Genomic DNA, 17,862 nt, shown 5'->3' with positions numbered 1-17,862 from the left:
CCGCGTCCACCGCCGGGCGGTTCCGGTGCGAAAGCGCGTCATAACCGGGGTCCGCCATCGTGTAATAGGCACGGGCGCACCGGAGGGGGTGCGCCGGTAGCGGAGGGGAGCCAGACCCATGGCACAGCTGTGGCCGATGAAGACGCTCGGTGCGATGACGGCGGCGGAGGTGCTGGCCGCGTTGAACCAGTTGCCCTACCTCTGTCCGGAGGACGCCGCTCTGGAGAAGGCGCTGCGCGACCGGCTGGCGAGCGCCCTGGACCGGAAGCGGCCGCTGGAGGCCGCCGCTCAGGCGGGGTGAGCGGCGGGTACGGCGTCGGCGGTGCAGGCTGCTCAGGCGACCCGGCCGGCGCGGATGCGGGCCAGCCACTCCTGGGCCTCGTAGAAGTCGGCACTGGTGGTTCCGCGTGTGGGCATGAACGGGGTCAGCTCGGTTTCGGCCTCGGCGCGCGGGTAGCTGCCGAGGAACCGGACGTCCTGGCACAGCCGCCGTAGCCCCATCAGCGCCTCACCGACCGCCGGGTCGGCGATGTGGCCGTCGGCGTCCAGGCAGAAGCAGTACCGGCCCAGGCCGTCGCCGGTGGGGCGGGACTCCAGCCGGGTGAGGTTCACCCCCCGCATCGCGAACTGGTTGAGGAGTTCGACCAGCGCGCCCGGGTGGTCGTCGGAGATGAAGGCCACCAGGGACGTGCGGTCGGCGTCGGTCGGTGCGGGCAGCGGCTGCGGCCGCATCAGGTGGACGAAGCGCGTCGCGGCGTCGTCGCGGTCGCCGACGCCTTGGGCGAGCGGGGCCAGACCGTAGCGCTCGCCGGCGATGCGCGCGCAGATGGCGGCGTCGTACGGGCTTCCGGGCTCGGACGCGCTCTGGGCCGCTGCGGCCGTGGAGGAGACGGTGAACACCTCGGCGTCGGGCAGGTGGCGCGCGAGCCACCCGCGGCACTGCGCCAGCGCGTGCGGGTGGGTGGCGACCCGCTTGACGTCGGCGATCGCCGATCCTGCGCGCGCGAACAGGGTGAACTCCACGGGCAGCGCGACCTCGGCCGCGATGAGCAGTGGATCGCCGTTGATCAGCTCGGCGATGGTGGCGGTGACACTGCCCTCGACGGAGTTCTCCAGCGGCACCGTCCCGCCGTCGACGTCGCCGCGGCGGACCGCGGCGAACACGGAGTCGACGCCGGGGTAGGGGATGCGGTCCGAATCCGGTGCATCGGGCTTGAGCGCGCGCAGTGCGGCCTCGGTGAAGGTCCCCTCGGGGCCGAGATAGGCGTAGCGCATACGATTCAGGTTATACCCGCGGGACCTGCGGCATCGCCCTGTGCACAGACCGGAGACCGCTCGTTCGGCGGCGGCGTCCGGCCCCGCCGGTCGGGCGGCGCACGCGCCGCCCGGGGCGTCACTCGGATGCGCTCGCCGGTCCGCTCGCCTTCGCCCCGCTCGGGGCGGCACCCAGCGTGCGCACCGATGCGCCTTCGTCGCCGGCGCCGACCGCGGTGCCCGCCGACGCGCCCCCCGCTTCGGAGGCGGAGGCGGAGGCGGAGGCGCCTTGGGGCGCCGACGCCCCGGACCGCTTGCGCCGGCGCCCCGGGGCGCGTCCGCCCCGTGCGGCGGGTCCGGCGGACTCTTCGGAATCGGGGCTGCCCGGTCCCCGGCCGAGGCGGGCCGATCGCAGCGCCCGGTACTCCTCGGGGGACAGCGCCTCTTCCGCGCGGCCGTGCTCGATGGTCTTGGCGTAGGTGCGGGTCTCGGTGCGCCCGTTGATCGAGGTCACGACGACACCGTTGCCCGCCGCGTTGAGCAGGGCCAACGAGAACGAGCGTGCCCCCGACATCTCCTCCAGAGCGTCGTAGCGCACGACCGCGACGTCGCGCACCGCCCGCGTGTCCAGCCCGCTGTCGTCGGGCTGCAGCCGGTGGACCACGTCACGGCAGTCGCGCACGGCGTTGCGAACGCGCATGATCGCCCAAGCGCCCAGGACGAGTCCGCCCAGCCCTGCCAGCGCAGCGGAAACGGCCAGATAGGTAATAAGCGTAGTCGTCACACTGCGAGAGTAGTCGCCACTATGCGTAATGAAAACGCTACTCTGCGCGTTTCGCCTACCCGGCCACGTCGGGCGGGCCGAATCAGGGTGTAGCGCTCGATCCGGCCGTCTCGGGCAGCGCGTCGGTGGAGTCCTGGACCGTGAAGACGGCGTCGAGTCCCGTGACTTCCAGGATCTTGCGGACGGCGGGCTTGGGCGCGACCAGTTCGAGGTCGCCGTCCGCGGCGCGTGCACGCTTCATGACCGACAGCAGGACGCTCATCCCGGTCGAGTCGCAGAACTCCACCCGCGACATGTCGACCACGAGGCGCCGCGCGCCGTCCTCCAGCGCGTCGACGAGTCCGCTCTGCAGCTGCGGTGCCGTATAGAGGTCGATCTCACCGCGCACGGCGACGACCGCGCAACCGTCCTGAGACCGACTCGAGATCTTCAACTCCACGGTCGCGACTGTAGCGCCCACGGAGAGCGCGGGCCACATCGGCAGCGGCGTTTCGGGACATCGGGCGCGTTCCGCGAGAAGCGCCGCAGCGGGTGCGGATCCCCCGATCGCGGCGCGAGCGGGCACGGCGCGAGCGGGTGGCACGGCCGCCCCCGAGCGGGTCCTCAGGCGCTGGCCGCCTGCTGGCGCGGCGCGGCGGCGACGCGCGCACCGCCGTCGCCGCCGTAGGCGCCGGAAGAACCGGGGGTGCGCTCGCGGGTCCCCGGCACACAGCGCCCGGGCGGGACGGCGGCCTCCAGGACCGCCCACACTGTGGTTACGCGGTCGTCGACCTCGGTGCCCCACTTGGCCGCGATGTTCTCGACGATGCCCAACCCGCGCCCGCCGAGGGCCGAAACCGAGGGGCGGGCCAAGCGCGGCAGGGTCTGGGCCCCGCCGTCGCATACGGCCACCTCCAGCCATCCGTCCCGGGCTTCGGCCGCCGCGGCGCCGCCGACGTCCCAGCTCACCCGGACGCATTCGGACGGAAAGGGCTCGGGCAACGGGGCGGCGTGGCGCAGGGCGTTACTCAGCAGCTCGCTCAGAACGATGGCGGCGTCGTCGACCGTATCGGCGGCGACTCCGCAGGCGCGCAGATCGGAGCACAGCCCCCGGCGCGCGCTCGTCACACTCGACGCCGCGTGCCGCAGCAGTACAACTCGTGACACGTCCTTCTCCCGTTCCTCGGCGCGCCGGATGGGCGCGCCCGGTGTCGCTCAGCAACCGGCGGGAGCACGAGCCTGCCGCCCACGCCCCGACCTCGATCAGTCCGTATTCACTTGGTCGGTTCGCGGCAAAGTCCCGGCAGTGCGACTCTGCCAGGACCGAAATGCCCCGTTCGCCCACCTGGGAAACACACCTCGCGTGCTCGTCCGACCGGTTGCGCTCACCGGTCTGCGAGCGGTCGCACCCTGAGCCGCGCGACCCGACTACTGGTCCGGGATGTCGGTATCGCCAGGATTCGGGGCGTGGACCGAATGTAAGGTGAATCTCATCCGCGTCCCACGGTCGTCCCTGGCGTGCGCGGTGACCTCGCCGCCTTGCGCGTGGGCCAGCCTGCGGGCGATGTAGAGCCCCAGCCCGATACCGCCGAACCTGCGGCGATCGCCGGCCTCGCCCTGCACGAACCGCCCGAAGATCCGCTCCTCGTCGCCGCCCTGGAGCCCGATGCCCTCGTCCTCGACGCACACCGCCACCCGGGAGTCCTCCGCGGACGCGCGCAGCACGATGCGCCCGCCCTCCGGCGAATACTTGAAAGCGTTCTCCAGCAGCTGGCCCACGATCACGTCGGTGGCGGCCCGGTCGCCCATCGCGAATGGCAACTGCCCGGGCAGATCCAGTTCCAGCGTGTGCCGGTCGGAGAACGGCTGGAACGCCGTCGCACAGTCCCGCAGCAGCCGCTCCAGGTCGAAGGGGTGGCTGCCGGTCTTCTGCTCGGCTTCGCGGGCGTCGGATCCCAGCAGCAGGTTCTCCACGAGGTGGGCCAGCGTGCCCGAACGCTCGGCGATGGTGTCGACGGCACTGCGGCGCGCGTCGTCGTCGAGCTGCTCCCAGCGCCGCACCAGGGTGCTGGCGAACCCCTGCACCACCGTGATGGGCGTGCGCAGCTCGTGCCCGGCCGTGGCCAGGAACAGGTCCTTCTCCTCCTCCAGCGCCTTGGCCTCGGTGATGTCGCGGAAGTCCACCACCCGCTCGCCCGTCTCGGGGATGTCGGTGATGAGGATCTCCAACCAGCGGCCGTTGTCCAGCCGGTGGCGGATGTTCTCGCCCTGGTGCGCCGGCAGCGGGAACGGCGGGTGGCGGCCCACCGCGTCGGCCATGGCATAGCCCGTCAGCTCCGCGGCCGAGCGGTTCCACTTGCGCACCAGCCCGTTGGCCCCCAGCACCGCGATGCCGTCGGCACTGGAGTCGACGACGGCGTGCTCGTGGGCGCGCTGCCGCACGATCTCGCGGTACGCCATAGCGTTTCCGAGTGCGACCCCGGCGTGGGCGGCCAGCAGCTCCAGCAGCTCCAACTCGACGTGGCCGACCTTGCGCCTGCTGTAGAGCGCGTACAGCGCGCCGTAGGGGCGCCCCTGAACGTTGGAGACCCCCAGGGCGATGGTGTGCAGCCCCTCCAGGTCGGCCCAGATGAGGTCGTCGAGACTGCGGGTGTCGTCGGTCGCCAGCAGCACCGTCTTCCCGCTGCGCAGCAGCTCCCCGAACAGGCTTGAATCCAGCGGGCCCTGGTAGCCGCGCAGGTGGTCGGAGAGCTGGGTCAGGCTCACCAGCCGCAGCTGGTCGCCTTCGATCAGCGCGAACCCGCCGGCGTCGGCGCCCGTCAGCTCCGTCAGGCTGTGGGCGATGCGATCCAGCACCGCGTCGAGGTCGAGGTCGGCGTTGATGTCGGCCATCACGTCGGTGAGCCGGCGCACTAGGCGCGCCCGCTCCGTCATGTGGCTCTGGACGGCGCCGATCTCCTCGTAGGTGTGGAAAACGTCGATCCAGCCGGTGAGGTTGCCCTGTTCGTCCCACAGGGAGCTGGAGTCGATGCGGACGTCGACGACGGATCCGTCGCGGCGCAGCCGACGGCTGACGATGGACAGGGGGTCGCCGGCGCGCACCCGCTCCAGGACGGCGTGGTGCTCGGCCATCAGCTCGTCGGGCACAATCGGCAGCGGTCGGCCGGCCACTTCGGTGAAAGTCCAGCCGAACATGCGCTCGGCGGCCGGGTTCCACAGCACGACCCGCTGGTCGGTGTCCACAGCCACGATCGCGTCGGCGGCGTACGCCAGTACGGCGTCGGCGCTTGGGGCGAAGTGATCGGGGGCCACCTCGACATAGTGCCACCCCGGACCGCCCCCGCGGTCGGCCATCCTCCGAAAAACCCGGGCGCCGCGCCCGTTCCGCGCCGACCGCGGCTGCTCAGCGGACGCGGTGGCGCCAGGTCAGGCCACGCGCGGCTCGTCCCCGCTCTCACTGACCATTTCGCCGCCGGCCAGCGCCCACGCCTGCATCCCGCCGGCGACGTTGGCCGCCTGCCAGCCCGCCTCGTTGAGGGCTTGGACCGCCTGAGCCGACCGCCCGCCGACCCGGCAGACGACATAGACCTGCCGGTCCTGCGGGATCTCGCCCGCTCGTTCGGCCAGGCGCCCCAGCGGGACGTGCACGGCCTCGGGCGCGTGGCCCGCCGCCCATTCGTCGTCCTCGCGGACGTCGAGCAGGTAGCCGCCGGGCGGCACCGAACCGACCTCGACCACGGGCACACTCTCAGCGAACACCGGATACTCCTCGAATCTTCTCGTGCGTCTCCGCGGACGCGGGCCCCGACCGAGCCCTCTGACGTGGGGCATCGGGCGGACACACGCTCCGCAGGGCGGCGACAGTGCGTGGCGCGGGTTTCACCGAAGGAACTTCCCGGCGCCCCGCCACGTCGGACAGGGTATGCGCATGCCGACCGCAGCGACCGCCCTACTCGCCCTCGGCCTGGGACTGGCCGCGGCGGGGTGCGGCGGGGAAGACGTGACCACGCCGGCGTCCCCTCCGACCGACACGGCGCCCTCGGGCTCCGGCACCGGCGGCCCGCCGCCCGAAACCGAGCTCACCGTCCGCATCACGGCCGACCCCGAGGGCGGCCCCAGCGGCGAAGCGACCCCCTCCCCGATTCCCAGCCCGTCACCCGACGAACCCCGGACATGGCGCTTGACCTGCGAACCGGCGGGCGGCGACCATCCCGCGCCCGACGACGCCTGCGCCGACCTCGCCGAAGCCGGCGGCGCCGACGCGTTCGACGACGTCCCCGAGAACAGTCCGTGCACCTTCATCTACGGCGGCCCGCAAGTGGCCCGCGTCGAGGGCCATGTCGGCGACACCCCGATCGACACCGAGATCACCCGGGCCGACGGCTGCGAGCTGCAGCGCTACGACGACCTGGGCGCGGTCCTGGCCCCGTGACGGGACCGTCCGGCGTGCCGCCGCGCACTCGGCCCGCGGCGGCACGCCCGCACGCCGCTGCGACGGGCGGTGACACGAAAACGGGCCCCGCCGCCTCATGCGGCAGGGCCCGTCGTTTCGGTGGGCGAGGAGGGATTTGAACCCTCACGTCCTTTCGGACACACGGACCTGAACCGTGCGCGTCTACCGTTCCGCCACCCGCCCGGGTGAACCCGTATATGGTTGCACACATATACAGTGGATCCGCCGGGAGTCCGGTACCGGCCCGAAGGCCCGGAGTCCGTCCCTTCCCGGCGACGAAGTCCAGATTAGCACGACCGCCGGGATGCCTGTGCACGCTTCCTCCTCCGCCGCTGTGCTCCACTCCGCCAGGCGGCGGACCGCGGCCCCGGCCGGATCTCCACCGGCGGGCGCGCGTGAGTTCAAGGGGGCGATCGCCCGGTTACGATCGTGAGTACATCCGGAGTGGAGTAAGGGAGGTACCTCGTGGGAGTGCTCCAACGCTTCGAGCGCAGGCTTGGAGGCATGATCGAAGGCACCTTCGCGCGGGCCTTCAAGTCGAAGCTCGAACCGGTCGAGATCGCCAGTGCCGTCCAGCGCGAGATGGACGAGCGCGCCGCCATCGTCGCTCAGGGGCGCACCCTGGTGCCGAACGACTTCGTCGTGGAGCTCTCCGGCGAGGACGCCGAACAGATGGACGCTCTGGCCGACACCATCGGCCAGGAACTGGCCAAGCTCGCGCGCGACTACGCGACCGAGCAGGGCTACTCCTTCGTGGGACCCGTTCGCGTACACTTCAAGTCCGAAGGCGACCTGCAGATCGGCCGCTTCCGTATCCGCTCCGGGGTGATCCGCGGATCCACCGTCGAAAGCGGTGAGATCCGGCAGCCGGTCAGCGACCAGCCGCGCAGCTCCGCCGACGTCCAAGGGCAGCCGCGCCTGCTGATCTCACCGGGCGGAGCGCCTACCGAGGGCTCGACGGCCGGCCAGGGCATGCAGCAGTCCTTCGTTCTCAACACCCAGGTGACCCTGCTGGGCAGGGGCACCGACTGCCACCTGCGGCTGGTGGACAACGGCGTTTCGCGCCACCACGCCGAAATCCGGGTGGAGGACGCCGAGGCGGTCCTCGTCGACCTCGGCTCGACCAACGGCACGTTCGTCAACGGCGAGCAGGTGCAGCGTGCGCGCCTGGTCGACGGCAGCCGCATCAGCCTGGGCCGCACGACCATGACCTTCCGCCGCGACTGACCCCGGAGCGCGATCCGGGCGCCCCCGTAGACCCGGACCCCCGCAACCAAACGCGCGCCCGCCGCGTCACAGCAGACGTAGAGAGACCTTCCACAAGCGCCGCCTCCGACCACACGGCAGACGGCGGCCGAATCATCCGGCGGCGGCCTCTAGGATCCCTTTCCATTGAGTTCGTTCGGCTTTTCCGACACGATCTCGTAGGGTCCGACGCCGATCAGACGCGGTGGCGGCTCCGATGACCGCCACCTCGCCGAAGCACGACAGGGGCTGAAGAGCAGTTCAATGTCCGACTTGACCCTCATGCTGATCAGGATCACGTTCCTCTGCGTGCTGTGGCTGTTCGTGATCATGGCGGTCGGCGTCATCCGTACCGATCTCCTCGGCCCCGCCAAGAACAAGTCCAAGCGCAGTAGCGGCAAACGCGGCGAGGAGCGCTCCTCCGGTCCCGCGCGGCCCTCCCGCGCGCCCAAGGCGCGCCGCAACGAACCGCGCACACTCGTCGTGACCAAGGGACCGCTCACCGGAACCTCGCTGAACCTCACCTCGCAGCCGATCGTCATAGGGCGCGCCAACGACTCCACCCTCGTCATCAACGACGACTACGCGTCCGGTCGGCACGCCCGCATCTTCTCCGACGAAGGCCGCTGGATCGTCGAGGACCTGGGGTCGACGAACGGCACCTACCTCGGTCAGCAGCGGCTGACCCGCCCTGAGCCCATTTCGGTCGGACAACCCATCCGCATCGGCAAAACCGTCCTGGAACTGCGCAAATGACAATCGCTCTCCGATACGCGGCGTACTCCGACGTAGGATGCCTCCGCGAAGGCAACGAAGATTCCGCCTACGCCGGCCCGTACCTCCTCGCCGTCGCCGACGGAATGGGCGGTCATGCCGGCGGTGAGATCGCCAGCGCCATCGCCGTGTCGACACTGGCGGCGCTCGACGAGGACGTCCCCTCGACCGAGGAGATGGCCGAATCCCTCCAGCAGGCCGTCGAGAACGCCAACGCCACGCTGGCCCAGCGGGTCCAGGACGAACCCCGCCTGGAGAACATGGGGACCACTCTAACGGCCATGCTCTGGTCGGGCGCGCGCATGGCCATGGTCCACGTCGGCGACTCCCGCGCCTACTTGCTGCGGGGCGACGAGTTCGGGCAGATCACCCACGACCACACACTGGTGCAGACCCTCGTCGACGAAGGCAAGATCACCGAAGAAGAGGTCGCCACCCATCCCCAGCGGTCCCTGCTGCTGCGCGCGCTGGACGGCCGCAGCCAGGTCGACCCCGACATCTCCGTCAGCGAAGCCCGGGTCGGCGACCGCTACATGCTGTGCTCCGACGGCCTGTCCGGGGTGGTCAGCACCGACACCATCCGCCAGACGATGGAGACCGAGGCCAACCCCGACGCCGCCGCACGGCGGCTGATCGACCTCGCCAACCGGGGCGGCGGCCCCGACAACATCACCGCAGTGGTCGCCGACATCATCGACACCGCCACCGACCAGGGCGGCCCCACACAGGCACCGGCGATCGCGGGCGCCGCCGACCAGCGCCGCGAACCCGTGATGACCCCCGACACCCCGGCCGGCCGCGCACAGGGACTGAACCGATCGTCCGGCGACACCGCCGAGATGGACCGCATCCCCCCGGCGGAAGACGCCCGCGAGGATTCCCCGAGTTCGGGCCCCGGCTCCGGGACCGGGCCGAGTTCCGATCGACGCACCCGCAGATGGTGGCCGATGGTCGTCACCTTCCTGGTCATCGTCGCGGCCGTCGCCGCGGCCGGCTTCTACTTCGGCTCGCGCTACCTGAGCAGCCAGTTCTTCATCGGCCCCTCCCAGGAGGGTTCCACCGTCGCCGTCTACCAGGGCCTCAACACCGACGTCGCCGGCTACGACCTCGCCGAGCAGATCCGCAGCACCGACATCCCCCTCGACGGCCTCCCCCAGACCCAGCGCAACGCCGTCAACGCCACCATCCCCCTCGACGACAGCGACGAAGCCGACGCGCGCATCGCCGAACTGCGCGGGACCGCCGACGACTGCGCGGCCGACCCCGAGTCCTGCGGACTCGACTCCGCCGGATCCGGGCAGCGGGACGCGGGCGGCGACAGCACGCAGGACTCCGCCGACGCCATCGCGACCCCGACGGGAGGGGAATGAGGTGACGACCGAAGCTCCCACCCAGCTGCCGCCCGTCAAGCGGCGCAACGCCGAGCTGGTCATGACGCTCGGCGCAGTGGCGATCACGCTGTTCGCGATGATCGAGGCCGGGCTCACCCGCAACGGCGAGATGCCGGCGAGCCTGTTCGTCTACGCCGTGCTCTTCGGCGGACTGGCGATGCTGGCGCACGTCTTCATCCGCTACTTCGCACCGTGGTCGGACCCCCTGCTGCTGCCGCTGGCGACGCTTCTCAACGGCCTGGGCATCGCGATGCTCTGGCGGCTCTTCGAGGCCACCGGAGACACCGAGCAGGGCAGCGCCCAGGACCAGCTGATCCTCACAGCGGCCAGCATGGCGGTGTTCGCGGCGCTGGTCTTCTTCCTCAAGGAACCGCGGACGCTGCAGCGCTACCCCTACATCATGGCGCTGGCCGCCGTGGTGCTACTGCTCACGCCGCTGCTCCCGATCGTCGGCACGAGCATCAACGGTGCCCGGCAGTGGGTCGACCTCGGATTCACGAGCCTCCAGCCCTCGGAGTTCGCCAAGATCGCCCTGGTGGTCTTCCTCGCCGGCTACATGGTCACCAAGCGCGACGTGCTCGCCCTGGCTTCGCGGCAGGTCAAGATCGGGCCGCTGAAGGTGCTGGACCTGCCCCGCGCCCGCGATCTCGCGCCGATGGCGGCCATGTGGGGCTTCTGCATCATCGTCCTGGTCATCCTGATGAACGACCTGGGCACGGCGCTGATGCTGTTCGGCACCTTCCTCGCGATGATCTACGTCGCCACCCACCGCAGCAACTGGCTGGTGATCGGGCTCACCGCGTTCTTCGGCGCCTGCGCCCTGATCTACCCGTTCGTCTCGCACTTCCGGGTGCGCATGGTCACCTGGCTCGACGCGTTCCGCCCGGACGTGTTCTGCACCGACGAGGCGATGGCCGACCCCGAATCCTTCTGCCAGACCGCCGGTAACAGCCAGCAGCTCGTGCAGGGCCTGTTCGCGATGGCCGAAGGCGGCATGACCGGTGCCGGGCTCGGCGGCGGGAAACCGGGCTTCGTCCCCGAGGTGCAGAACGACTTCATCTTCGTCGCGTTCGGCGAAGAGCTGGGCCTGGCCGGCTGCATGGTGATGCTGATGGCGATGGCCCTGCTGGTCGAGCGCGGCATGCGCATCGCGCTGGCTTCCAAGGAACTCTTCATCAAGATGTTCGCATCGGGCATCTCGTTCCTGATCGCCTTCCAGACATTCGTCGTCATCGGCGGGGTCACCCGCGTGATCCCGATGACCGGTGCGACCATCCCCTTCGTCGCCAAGGGCGGTTCGGCCCTGCTTTCGAGCTGGGTCATGCTCGCGCTGCTGATGCGGATGAGCAACAACGCACGCAAGCCGGCCCCGCAGGCCATCCAGGACGAAGGCGCGACACAGGTGATCTCCCGATGAACAAACCCATCCGCCGCCTGGCGATTTTCTCCCTGGCGCTCTTCGGGGTGCTGATGCTCAACATCTCCTGGATCCAGACGTTCCAGGCCGAGAGCCTGCAGGAGCACCCCTACAACAGCCGCCAGTTCATCGAAAGCCTCACCCAGCACCGCGGCTCCATCCTCGTGGGCAGCGAAGAGGTCGCCTATTCCGACCCCGTCGGCGGCGACAGCGACCAGTTCCAGCGCAAGTACGAAAACGGCACGCTGTACGCCCCGGTCGTGGGGGCGTTCCGCGCGGGTTCGGCCACCGGAATCGAGCGGGCGGAGAACTCCTTCCTGGACGGCTCCAACCAGCTGCTGGCGGTCAACAACTTCCGCGACATGCTCACCGGCGAAGAGCCCAAGGGCGCCGACGTCTACCTCACCGTCGATCCCGAAGTCCAGCAGGCCGCCATGGACGGACTGGATCCGCTGGGCAAGAACGGCGCCGCCGTCGCCCTCGACCCCAGCACCGGCGCGGTGCTGGCCTCCTACTCCACCCCCAGCTTCGATCCCAACAGCGTCGCCAGCGTCACCGACACCGAGCAGGCGGGCAAGAAGTGGGAGGAGCTGGAGGCGAGTGAGCAGAAGCCGCTGCTCAACCGCGCCTTCAACGAGGTCTACCCGCCCGGGTCGACGTTCAAGGTCGTCACCGCTTCCGCGGCGCTGGAGGACGGGGCCACCCCCGAATCCACGATGGACGCTCCCGAGTCCCTGGATCTGGGTGCTCCGCTGACCAACGCCTGGGACGCCTCGTGCAACAACGGCGCCCCCGATTCGCTGGCGCACTCCATCGAGATCTCCTGCAACACCTCGATGGCCAACTGGGCGATCGAGCTCGGTGGCCAGAAGATGCACGAGCAGGCCGGGGCGTACGGGTTCAACCAGGGGCCGATGGAAGTCCCGGTGGATGTGACGGAGAGTTCCGCACCCCTGGAGACCGATCCCAACATCCTGGGCCGCAACGGCATCGGCCAGGCCAACGTCGAGGCCACGCCGCTGCAGATGGCCATGGTCGCCTCGGGTGTGGCCAACGACGGCGACGTCATGAAGCCCTACCTCGTCGACTCGGTGCAGAATTCGAACCTCGAAGAGGTCAAGGCCGCCCAGCCGGAGGTCTTCTCCGAGGCCGTCAGTTCCGGCACCGCCGAGGACCTGACCCAGATGATGATCGGCGTCACCGAAGGCGACGAAGCGTCGGGGCCCGCCGGCGCCATCCCCGGGATGCAGGTCGCCGGCAAGACCGGCACCGCCGAGACCGGTACCGGGCACACGCACAACTGGTTCATCTCCTTCGCGCCGGCCGACGACCCCCAGGTCGCCGTCGCGGTCGTCGTCGAGAACGGCGACCAGAGCGGCGGAGAGCTGGGGGCTCCGATCGCCAAGGGGATGATGGAAGCTGTGATCGACGAGTGAGCGAGAACGACGCGGGACCGCCCGGCGCGGGCGCCGTGGCCGGAACGGTGCTCAGCGGCCGCTACCGCCTTCAGGAGCAGATCGGTTCCGGCGGCATGGGCACGGTCTGGCGCGCCGAGGACACTCTGCTCAACCGCGAAGTCGCGGTGAAGCTCCTGCACCCCGCGCAGATGGCCGAGCCCACCTCGCGCGAACGCTTCCGCACCGAAGGGCGGATCACCGCCGGACTGTCGCATCCGGGCATCGCCCAGGTCTACGACTACGGCGAGCAGGACGGGCACGCGTTTCTGATCATGGAGCTCGTTCCGGGCGAGCCCCTGTCGTCCATCCTTCGGCGCAACGACGGCCTGGAGCCCAGCGTCACACTGGACATCCTGGGCCAGGCCGCGGCGGCGTTGGCGGCGGCCCACGCGCGCGACGTCGTCCACCGCGACATCAAGCCGGGCAACCTGCTGGTGACCGAGAACGGCACGGTCAAGCTGACCGACTTCGGTATCGCCCGCGGCAACGAGTCGGTCACCCTCACCCAGACCGGCATGGTGATGGGCACCGCCCAGTACATTTCGCCGGAGCAGGCTTCGGGCCGCCCGGCCACCCACTCCTCCGACATCTATGCGCTGGGGGTGGTGACCTACGAGTGCCTGGCGGGCCAGCCGCCCTTCACCTCCGACACCCCTCTGGCTCTGGCGCTGGCCCACACCCGCGAACCGCCGCCGCCCCTGCCCGACACCGTCCCTCCTCAGGCAGCCGCTCTCGTCGAGCGGCTGCTGGAGAAGTCGCCGGAGGCCCGCCCCGCCTCGACGAGCGAGGTCGCCGCGTCGGCCCAGCGACTGCGGGCCGACCTGGGCGCCGTGCTCGGCGGGACCACGGCCATGGATCTTCCCGACCCCGCGCACACGACGGTGGTGGGGACGGCCGGCGCCGGCGCGCCCGCCGCGGCCGATGGCGCCACCCCGGTGGACGGAGGTAGGCCGGGGTACGGTGACGGCCGGCAGGGGTCCGATAGTGTTGGCCCGGCTCCCGCGCGGAGGTCCCGGGCACGCCTACCCCTGGTCCTCGTCGCGGTGGCGGCCGCCGTCGTGCTGGTGCTCGGGGCGGTCTGGGCCGGACGCGAAGGCTTAGGCTGGCCCGAGGCGGAAGGCAGCAATGTAGACGACCCGAAACCGGAACAGTCGCAGAGCGGCTCGTCCGAACCACCGCCGTCGCCGACACAGCAGGAAACCTCCGTGGAGGACTCCGGAACCGAGGACTACACGCCGCCGGACAACGGCGGATCCGACTACGAGCCGGATCCCGGTCCGACGTCCACGGCACCGGCGAGCCCGCCCGGTGACGGCCGTGGCGACGGGGGGACCGCCGGAACCGGCCCGAATCCCGACTCGACCGGGACCGAGGACCCCGGCGGGGGCGACGACGGCACCGAGGGCGGTTCCGAAGACGAATCGGGCGACGACGGCACCGAGGGCGGTTCCGAAGACGAATCGGGGGGCGACGGCACCGGCGGCGACTCCGAAGACGTTTCGGGAGAAGGCTGACCGCAGAGCACGCGACGATCCGACATTCGCCAGGCGACGCGGGCCCCCGCATACCCGCGCAGATTACGAGGAACAGTTCACGACATGTCTCAGCCACGGCTACTCGGCGGTCGCTACGAGCTCGACGAACTCATCGGGCGCGGCGGCATGGCCGAGGTCTACCGCGCCCGTGATCTGCGGCTGGACCGCATGGTGGCCGTCAAGATGCTGCGCCACGACATGGCCCGCGACCACACGTTCCAGGAGCGGTTCCGGCGCGAGGCCCAATCGGCGGCATCGCTGAACCACCCGTCGATCATCGCCGTGTACGACACCGGCGAGGACATGGTCGACGGGCTGGCGATTCCGTTCATCATCATGGAGCACGTCGACGGGCGCACGCTCAAAGAGCTGCTCGACGACGACCGGCGGCTGCTGCCCGAGCGCTGCGCCGAGGTGACCGACGGCATCCTGCGCGCGCTGGAGTACAGCCACCAGAACGCCATCGTGCACCGCGACATCAAGCCGGCCAACGTCATGCTGACGCGTCAGGCCGAAGTCAAGGTGATGGACTTCGGCATCGCGCGCGCGATGAACGACAACCAGGCGACGATGACGCAGACCTCGCAGGTCATCGGCACCGCCCAGTACCTCTCCCCCGAGCAGGCGCGCGGTGAGCGGGTCGACGCCCGCAGCGACATCTACTCCACCGGCTGCGTCCTGTACGAGCTGCTGACCGGCCGTCCCCCCTTCGAGGGCGACTCGCCGGTCTCGATCGCCTACCAGCACGTGCGGGAAGAGCCGGTGCCGCCGTCGCAGGCCGACCCGGAGATCCCGGCGTGGCTGGAGCAGATCACGCTGCGCGCGATGACCAAGGACCGCGACCGGCGCTACCAGACCGCCGAAGAGATGCGCCAGGACATCCAGCGCGGCCTGCAGGGGATGACCACCGAGGCCGGCACGATGGCCATGGCGGCCGCCGGCGCGACGTCGTCGCTTCCGCCCGTGGACGACCGCGGGCGCGGCGACTACGACGATTACGACGACGGCTACGACGACCGCCGCGAGGGCAGGGGCGGCCGCACCGCACTGTGGGTCCTGCTCGGGATCGCCGTGGTGACCGCCCTCGCCTTCACGCTTTGGCTGGTCAGGCCGGACCCCGCTGAAACCATGGAGATCCCCGACGTCCAGGGGATGTCGCAGTCCGAGGCCGAGCAGAGCCTCGACCAGCGCGGATTCGAGAACGTCTCCGCCGAAGAGGAGAACCACGACGAAATCGGCGAGGGCGACGCGATCGGCACCGAGCCGGCCGCCGGCGAGGAGCGCGCCGCCACGAGCGACATCACGCTGCTGATCTCCAGCGGTCCGGGGTCTGCGGAGATCCCCAACGTCGTGGGCCAGGACCGCGACGGCGCGTCGCAGACGCTGCAGGAGGCCGGGTTCGAGGTCGGCGATACCAGCGAGGAGGCGTCGGCTTCCTACCCCGAAGGCCAAGTCGTCCGCACGAGCCCGCCCGGGGGCCAGTCCGCCGATCCCGGAAGCAGGATCGACCTGGTGATCTCCTCCGGCCCCGAACAGGTGGCGGTGCCCGACCTGTCCGAGATGACGCGGGAAGAAGCCGAGGGTGCGCTGAGCGACGCGGGGCTGAACGGCGATTTCCAGGAGGAGTCCAGCGAAGACGTGGAACCGGGCCGGGTGACCCGCCAAGAGCCCGGGGGCGGCACGGAGGTGGACCCGGAGAGCTCCGTAACCGTGTGGGTGGCCACCGAGCCCGAAGACGACGAGGACGAGGGGGAGGAGTCTCCGCCCGAGACCCCGCCGACAACTCCGGAGGGCGACGGCAACGAGACTCCGGATGACTGGCAGAGCGACCTCCCGTGGCCGCCCGATCAAGAGTGATCCCCCGGGCCGGGGCGTGCCGCGCGGCGCGGCCCCGGCCCGGGCGGGAGCCGACGTCGGGTTCCGGGGCGTCCACGACCTGGAGCCGGATAGCCACATCCGTGCAGGTCATAGACATTGCACCCGGTGAGGCGGTTGATTCGACCGTCCCGCAGGCGCCTTGTTGGGCGTAGACTGGTAACGACCGAGATCCATCAGTTCCCGGCCGATTCGTTTTTGGAGCAGCGACCGTGCCCAAGTCCCGCAACGATCGCAAGAAGAAGGCCGTTTACACGCCGCCGCCGTCGGCCACCAAGCCCCAGGTGAGTCCGCGCTGGCTGCTGCCGACGCTGGTCACGGTGATGGTGCTCGGCGTGGTGTGGATCGCGGTGTACTACATCGCCGGCTCGATGATCCCCTACATGAGCGACTTGGGGAACTGGAACCTGGCCATCGGGTTCGGCGGGATCATCCTCGCGCTCATCCTGGGCACACGCTGGCACTGACGCGTCGAGCGGCCACGCGCGGGCGGGATTCCGCTTTCTCTCGGATTCGCCTCGCGGCGCCACGGCGGCGGCCGCCTCCTGCGGCGAAAGCACCTCCAGGCGCGTCCCGACATAACCGGACCGACGGTTTTCCACAGAGTTATCCACACGTTGTGGGTAGCTCTTTTCGGCATGTCCGACCGCGGAGGCGCAGGCATACGCGTGGCCGCGCCCGACCCGCGGTTCCGCCGGAAAGCAGTATCCCCCGGGCGCGGAACACGCCCGGGGGATACTGTGTGCACGCGTGCACCTCGCACGCTGCAGTCGCCTGCCGAGTCCGCTACAGGCCGAGCAGCACGACTCCGGCCTGCAGCAGCATCGCCCCTGCCATCGCACCCGCAGCGAGCAGGGCGACGACTCCGGCGGTGGCCAGTCCGTGCACAAGCTGCAGATGGCGGTCGCCGTCCCCGCCGGGGCGCTTGCCGCCCAGCGGCAGGTACGCGTACGCCGCCCCCATCAGCAGGCCGACGCCGAGCCCGCCGAGGTGCCCGGCCCAGGCGATGTTCGGCACGACGAAGGTGATCAGCAGGTTCACCGCGAGCAGACCCACGATGAACCGGGTGTCGATCTGCAGCTTGCGCCCGATCACGAAGATCGCGCCGAACAGGCCGAAGATCGCGCCCGAAGCCCCCACCGACAGCGTCTCCGGCTCCAGCAGCAGGCTCAGCACCGACCCGCCCAGGGCGCTCAGCACCCACAGTGCGGCATAGCGGGCGTGGCCCAGCACGGTTTCGACCTGCCGACCGACGATGTACAGCGCGAACCCGTTGAACAGCAGGTGCATCACCCCGCCGTGCAGGAACGCCGATGTGAGCAGCCGGTACCACTGCCCCTCGAACACGGCCATCGGTCCGTACATCCCGAAGCCGGCGGCGAGCCCTTGGCCGGGCAGGGCGAGCTGGGCCGCGAACCCCGCCCCCATCAGGGCGAGCAGCACCCACGTGACGGTGGGCCGCGAAGCGACGCGGCCGCCGAGGACGGTGCGCGAACGCCGCAGATTCCGATTGCCCTCGGCTACGCATTCGGGGCAGTGCTGGCCCACCGGCGCGTCGTTGGTGCAGTCGGGGCAGATCGAGCGGTCGCACCGGGAGCACCGCAGGTAGGTTTCGCGGCCGCGGTGCCGGTAACACGTGGGGACGTCGTCCGCGGCGTCCGGACCGGGGCCGTCGGCGGGGGAGGAGGCCATCGGAGC

Annotated in this window: 17 protein-coding genes and 1 tRNA gene; 10 read left to right on the top strand and 8 right to left on the bottom strand. The window is 70.6% G+C overall.

The window, feature by feature from the left end; translation table 11 throughout:
- Positions 1-118 precede the first annotated feature (118 nt).
- Complete coding sequence (locus tag HNR25_RS13045; protein ID WP_184635432.1) at positions 119-301, top strand: hypothetical protein; 183 nt, start codon at positions 119-121, stop codon at positions 299-301.
- A gap of 32 nt (positions 302-333) precedes the next feature.
- On the opposite strand, the gene pheA is transcribed toward HNR25_RS13045, so the two are convergent.
- The 6 genes from pheA to HNR25_RS13015 all read right to left on the bottom strand — a co-directional run bounded on the left by pheA (position 334) and on the right by HNR25_RS13015 (position 5,776).
- On the bottom strand, positions 334-1,275 hold the full coding sequence (pheA, locus tag HNR25_RS13040; RefSeq protein WP_184635429.1) for a prephenate dehydratase: 942 nt from the start codon (positions 1,273-1,275) through the stop codon (positions 334-336).
- A 118-nt stretch (positions 1,276-1,393) separates the two neighbouring features.
- Complete coding sequence (locus HNR25_RS25945; RefSeq protein ID WP_312862515.1) at positions 1,394-2,038, bottom strand: DUF4446 family protein; 645 nt, start codon at positions 2,036-2,038, stop codon at positions 1,394-1,396.
- Positions 2,039-2,120: 82 nt separating this feature from the next.
- Complete coding sequence (locus HNR25_RS13030) at positions 2,121-2,477, bottom strand: STAS domain-containing protein (protein WP_312862514.1); 357 nt, start codon at positions 2,475-2,477, stop codon at positions 2,121-2,123.
- A 164-nt stretch (positions 2,478-2,641) separates the two neighbouring features.
- Positions 2,642-3,184: an ATP-binding protein gene (locus HNR25_RS13025; protein WP_184635425.1), complete on the bottom strand. Its 543-nt coding sequence runs from the start codon at positions 3,182-3,184 to the stop codon at positions 2,642-2,644.
- 261 nt (positions 3,185-3,445) lie between these two features.
- A complete protein-coding gene (locus tag HNR25_RS13020) occupies positions 3,446-5,329 on the bottom strand; it encodes a PAS domain S-box protein (protein ID WP_312862513.1) in 1,884 nt (627 codons plus the stop codon).
- 114 nt (positions 5,330-5,443) lie between these two features.
- Positions 5,444-5,776 carry a rhodanese-like domain-containing protein gene (locus HNR25_RS13015; protein WP_312862512.1) on the bottom strand — a complete coding sequence of 111 codons (333 nt, stop codon included), beginning with the start codon at positions 5,774-5,776 and terminating at the stop codon, positions 5,444-5,446.
- 169 nt (positions 5,777-5,945) lie between these two features.
- Here HNR25_RS13015 and HNR25_RS13010 point away from each other — a divergent pair, with 169 nt between their 5' ends.
- Entirely contained in the window at positions 5,946-6,449 is a 504-nt protein-coding gene (locus HNR25_RS13010; protein WP_246463645.1) for an SSI family serine proteinase inhibitor, read from the top strand.
- Positions 6,450-6,570: 121 nt separating this feature from the next.
- Here HNR25_RS13010 and HNR25_RS13005 read toward each other — a convergent pair.
- Positions 6,571-6,653, bottom strand: a tRNA-Leu gene (locus HNR25_RS13005).
- A gap of 282 nt (positions 6,654-6,935) precedes the next feature.
- Here HNR25_RS13005 and HNR25_RS13000 point away from each other — a divergent pair.
- From HNR25_RS13000 to HNR25_RS12965, 8 genes are all read left to right on the top strand, one after another.
- On the top strand, positions 6,936-7,697 hold the full coding sequence (locus tag HNR25_RS13000) for an FHA domain-containing protein (RefSeq protein ID WP_425579742.1): 762 nt from the start codon (positions 6,936-6,938) through the stop codon (positions 7,695-7,697).
- A 282-nt stretch (positions 7,698-7,979) separates the two neighbouring features.
- The gene (locus HNR25_RS12995) at positions 7,980-8,471 is read left to right on the top strand and encodes an FHA domain-containing protein FhaB/FipA (protein WP_184635417.1); all 492 of its coding nucleotides are present in this window, start codon (positions 7,980-7,982) and stop codon (positions 8,469-8,471) included.
- Positions 8,468-9,859 carry a Stp1/IreP family PP2C-type Ser/Thr phosphatase gene (locus HNR25_RS12990; RefSeq protein ID WP_184635415.1) on the top strand — a complete coding sequence of 464 codons (1,392 nt, stop codon included), beginning with the start codon at positions 8,468-8,470 and terminating at the stop codon, positions 9,857-9,859. The genes HNR25_RS12995 and HNR25_RS12990 overlap by 4 nt, the downstream gene beginning before the upstream one ends.
- A 61-nt stretch (positions 9,860-9,920) precedes the next feature.
- Complete coding sequence (locus HNR25_RS12985; protein WP_184639255.1) at positions 9,921-11,297, top strand: FtsW/RodA/SpoVE family cell cycle protein; 1,377 nt, start codon at positions 9,921-9,923, stop codon at positions 11,295-11,297.
- A complete protein-coding gene (locus tag HNR25_RS12980; RefSeq protein ID WP_184635413.1) occupies positions 11,294-12,733 on the top strand; it encodes a peptidoglycan D,D-transpeptidase FtsI family protein in 1,440 nt (479 codons plus the stop codon). Before HNR25_RS12985 ends, HNR25_RS12980 begins: the two co-directional genes overlap by 4 nt.
- Complete coding sequence (locus tag HNR25_RS12975; RefSeq protein ID WP_312862511.1) at positions 12,730-14,268, top strand: serine/threonine-protein kinase; 1,539 nt, start codon at positions 12,730-12,732, stop codon at positions 14,266-14,268. The genes HNR25_RS12980 and HNR25_RS12975 overlap by 4 nt, the downstream gene beginning before the upstream one ends.
- 84 nt (positions 14,269-14,352) lie before the next feature.
- Positions 14,353-16,146, top strand: a complete 1,794-nt coding sequence (pknB, locus tag HNR25_RS12970; RefSeq protein ID WP_184635411.1) for a Stk1 family PASTA domain-containing Ser/Thr kinase — start codon at positions 14,353-14,355, stop codon at positions 16,144-16,146.
- Between the two features lie 230 nt (positions 16,147-16,376).
- Positions 16,377-16,631 (top strand): cell division protein CrgA, encoded by a 255-nt coding sequence (locus HNR25_RS12965; RefSeq protein ID WP_184635409.1) that lies wholly within the window; start codon positions 16,377-16,379, stop codon positions 16,629-16,631.
- A 319-nt stretch (positions 16,632-16,950) separates the two neighbouring features.
- Here HNR25_RS12965 and HNR25_RS12960 read toward each other — a convergent pair whose 3' ends face one another.
- A complete protein-coding gene (locus tag HNR25_RS12960) occupies positions 16,951-17,856 on the bottom strand; it encodes a rhomboid family intramembrane serine protease (protein ID WP_184635407.1) in 906 nt (301 codons plus the stop codon).
- Positions 17,857-17,862: the final 6 nt, after the last annotated feature.

Origin of the sequence: Streptomonospora salina, from assembly GCF_014204715.1 — a bacterium.
GTDB classification, from domain to species: Bacteria; Actinomycetota; Actinomycetes; order Streptosporangiales; family Streptosporangiaceae; genus Streptomonospora; species Streptomonospora salina.
Note: the sequence above shows the minus strand (reverse complement) of the source record. Positions and strands in the feature narration are given on the sequence as shown.

What these genes read in the sequence shown, in the direction of transcription:
- HNR25_RS12960 (WP_184635407.1), bottom strand. Translation starts at nt 17,856, where the DNA reads ATGGCCTCCTCCCCCGCCGACGGCCCCGGTCCGGACGCCGCGGACGAC.
- HNR25_RS12980 (WP_184635413.1), top strand. Translation starts at nt 11,294, where the DNA reads ATGAACAAACCCATCCGCCGCCTGGCGATTTTCTCCCTGGCGCTCTTC.
- pheA (WP_184635429.1), bottom strand. Translation starts at nt 1,275, where the DNA reads ATGCGCTACGCCTATCTCGGCCCCGAGGGGACCTTCACCGAGGCCGCA.
- HNR25_RS13045 (WP_184635432.1), top strand. Translation starts at nt 119, where the DNA reads ATGGCACAGCTGTGGCCGATGAAGACGCTCGGTGCGATGACGGCGGCG.
- HNR25_RS12990 (WP_184635415.1), top strand. Translation starts at nt 8,468, where the DNA reads ATGACAATCGCTCTCCGATACGCGGCGTACTCCGACGTAGGATGCCTC.
- pknB (WP_184635411.1), top strand. Translation starts at nt 14,353, where the DNA reads ATGTCTCAGCCACGGCTACTCGGCGGTCGCTACGAGCTCGACGAACTC.
- HNR25_RS12995 (WP_184635417.1), top strand. Translation starts at nt 7,980, where the DNA reads ATGTCCGACTTGACCCTCATGCTGATCAGGATCACGTTCCTCTGCGTG.
- HNR25_RS12985 (WP_184639255.1), top strand. Translation starts at nt 9,921, where the DNA reads ATGACGCTCGGCGCAGTGGCGATCACGCTGTTCGCGATGATCGAGGCC.
- HNR25_RS13010 (WP_246463645.1), top strand. Translation starts at nt 5,946, where the DNA reads ATGCCGACCGCAGCGACCGCCCTACTCGCCCTCGGCCTGGGACTGGCC.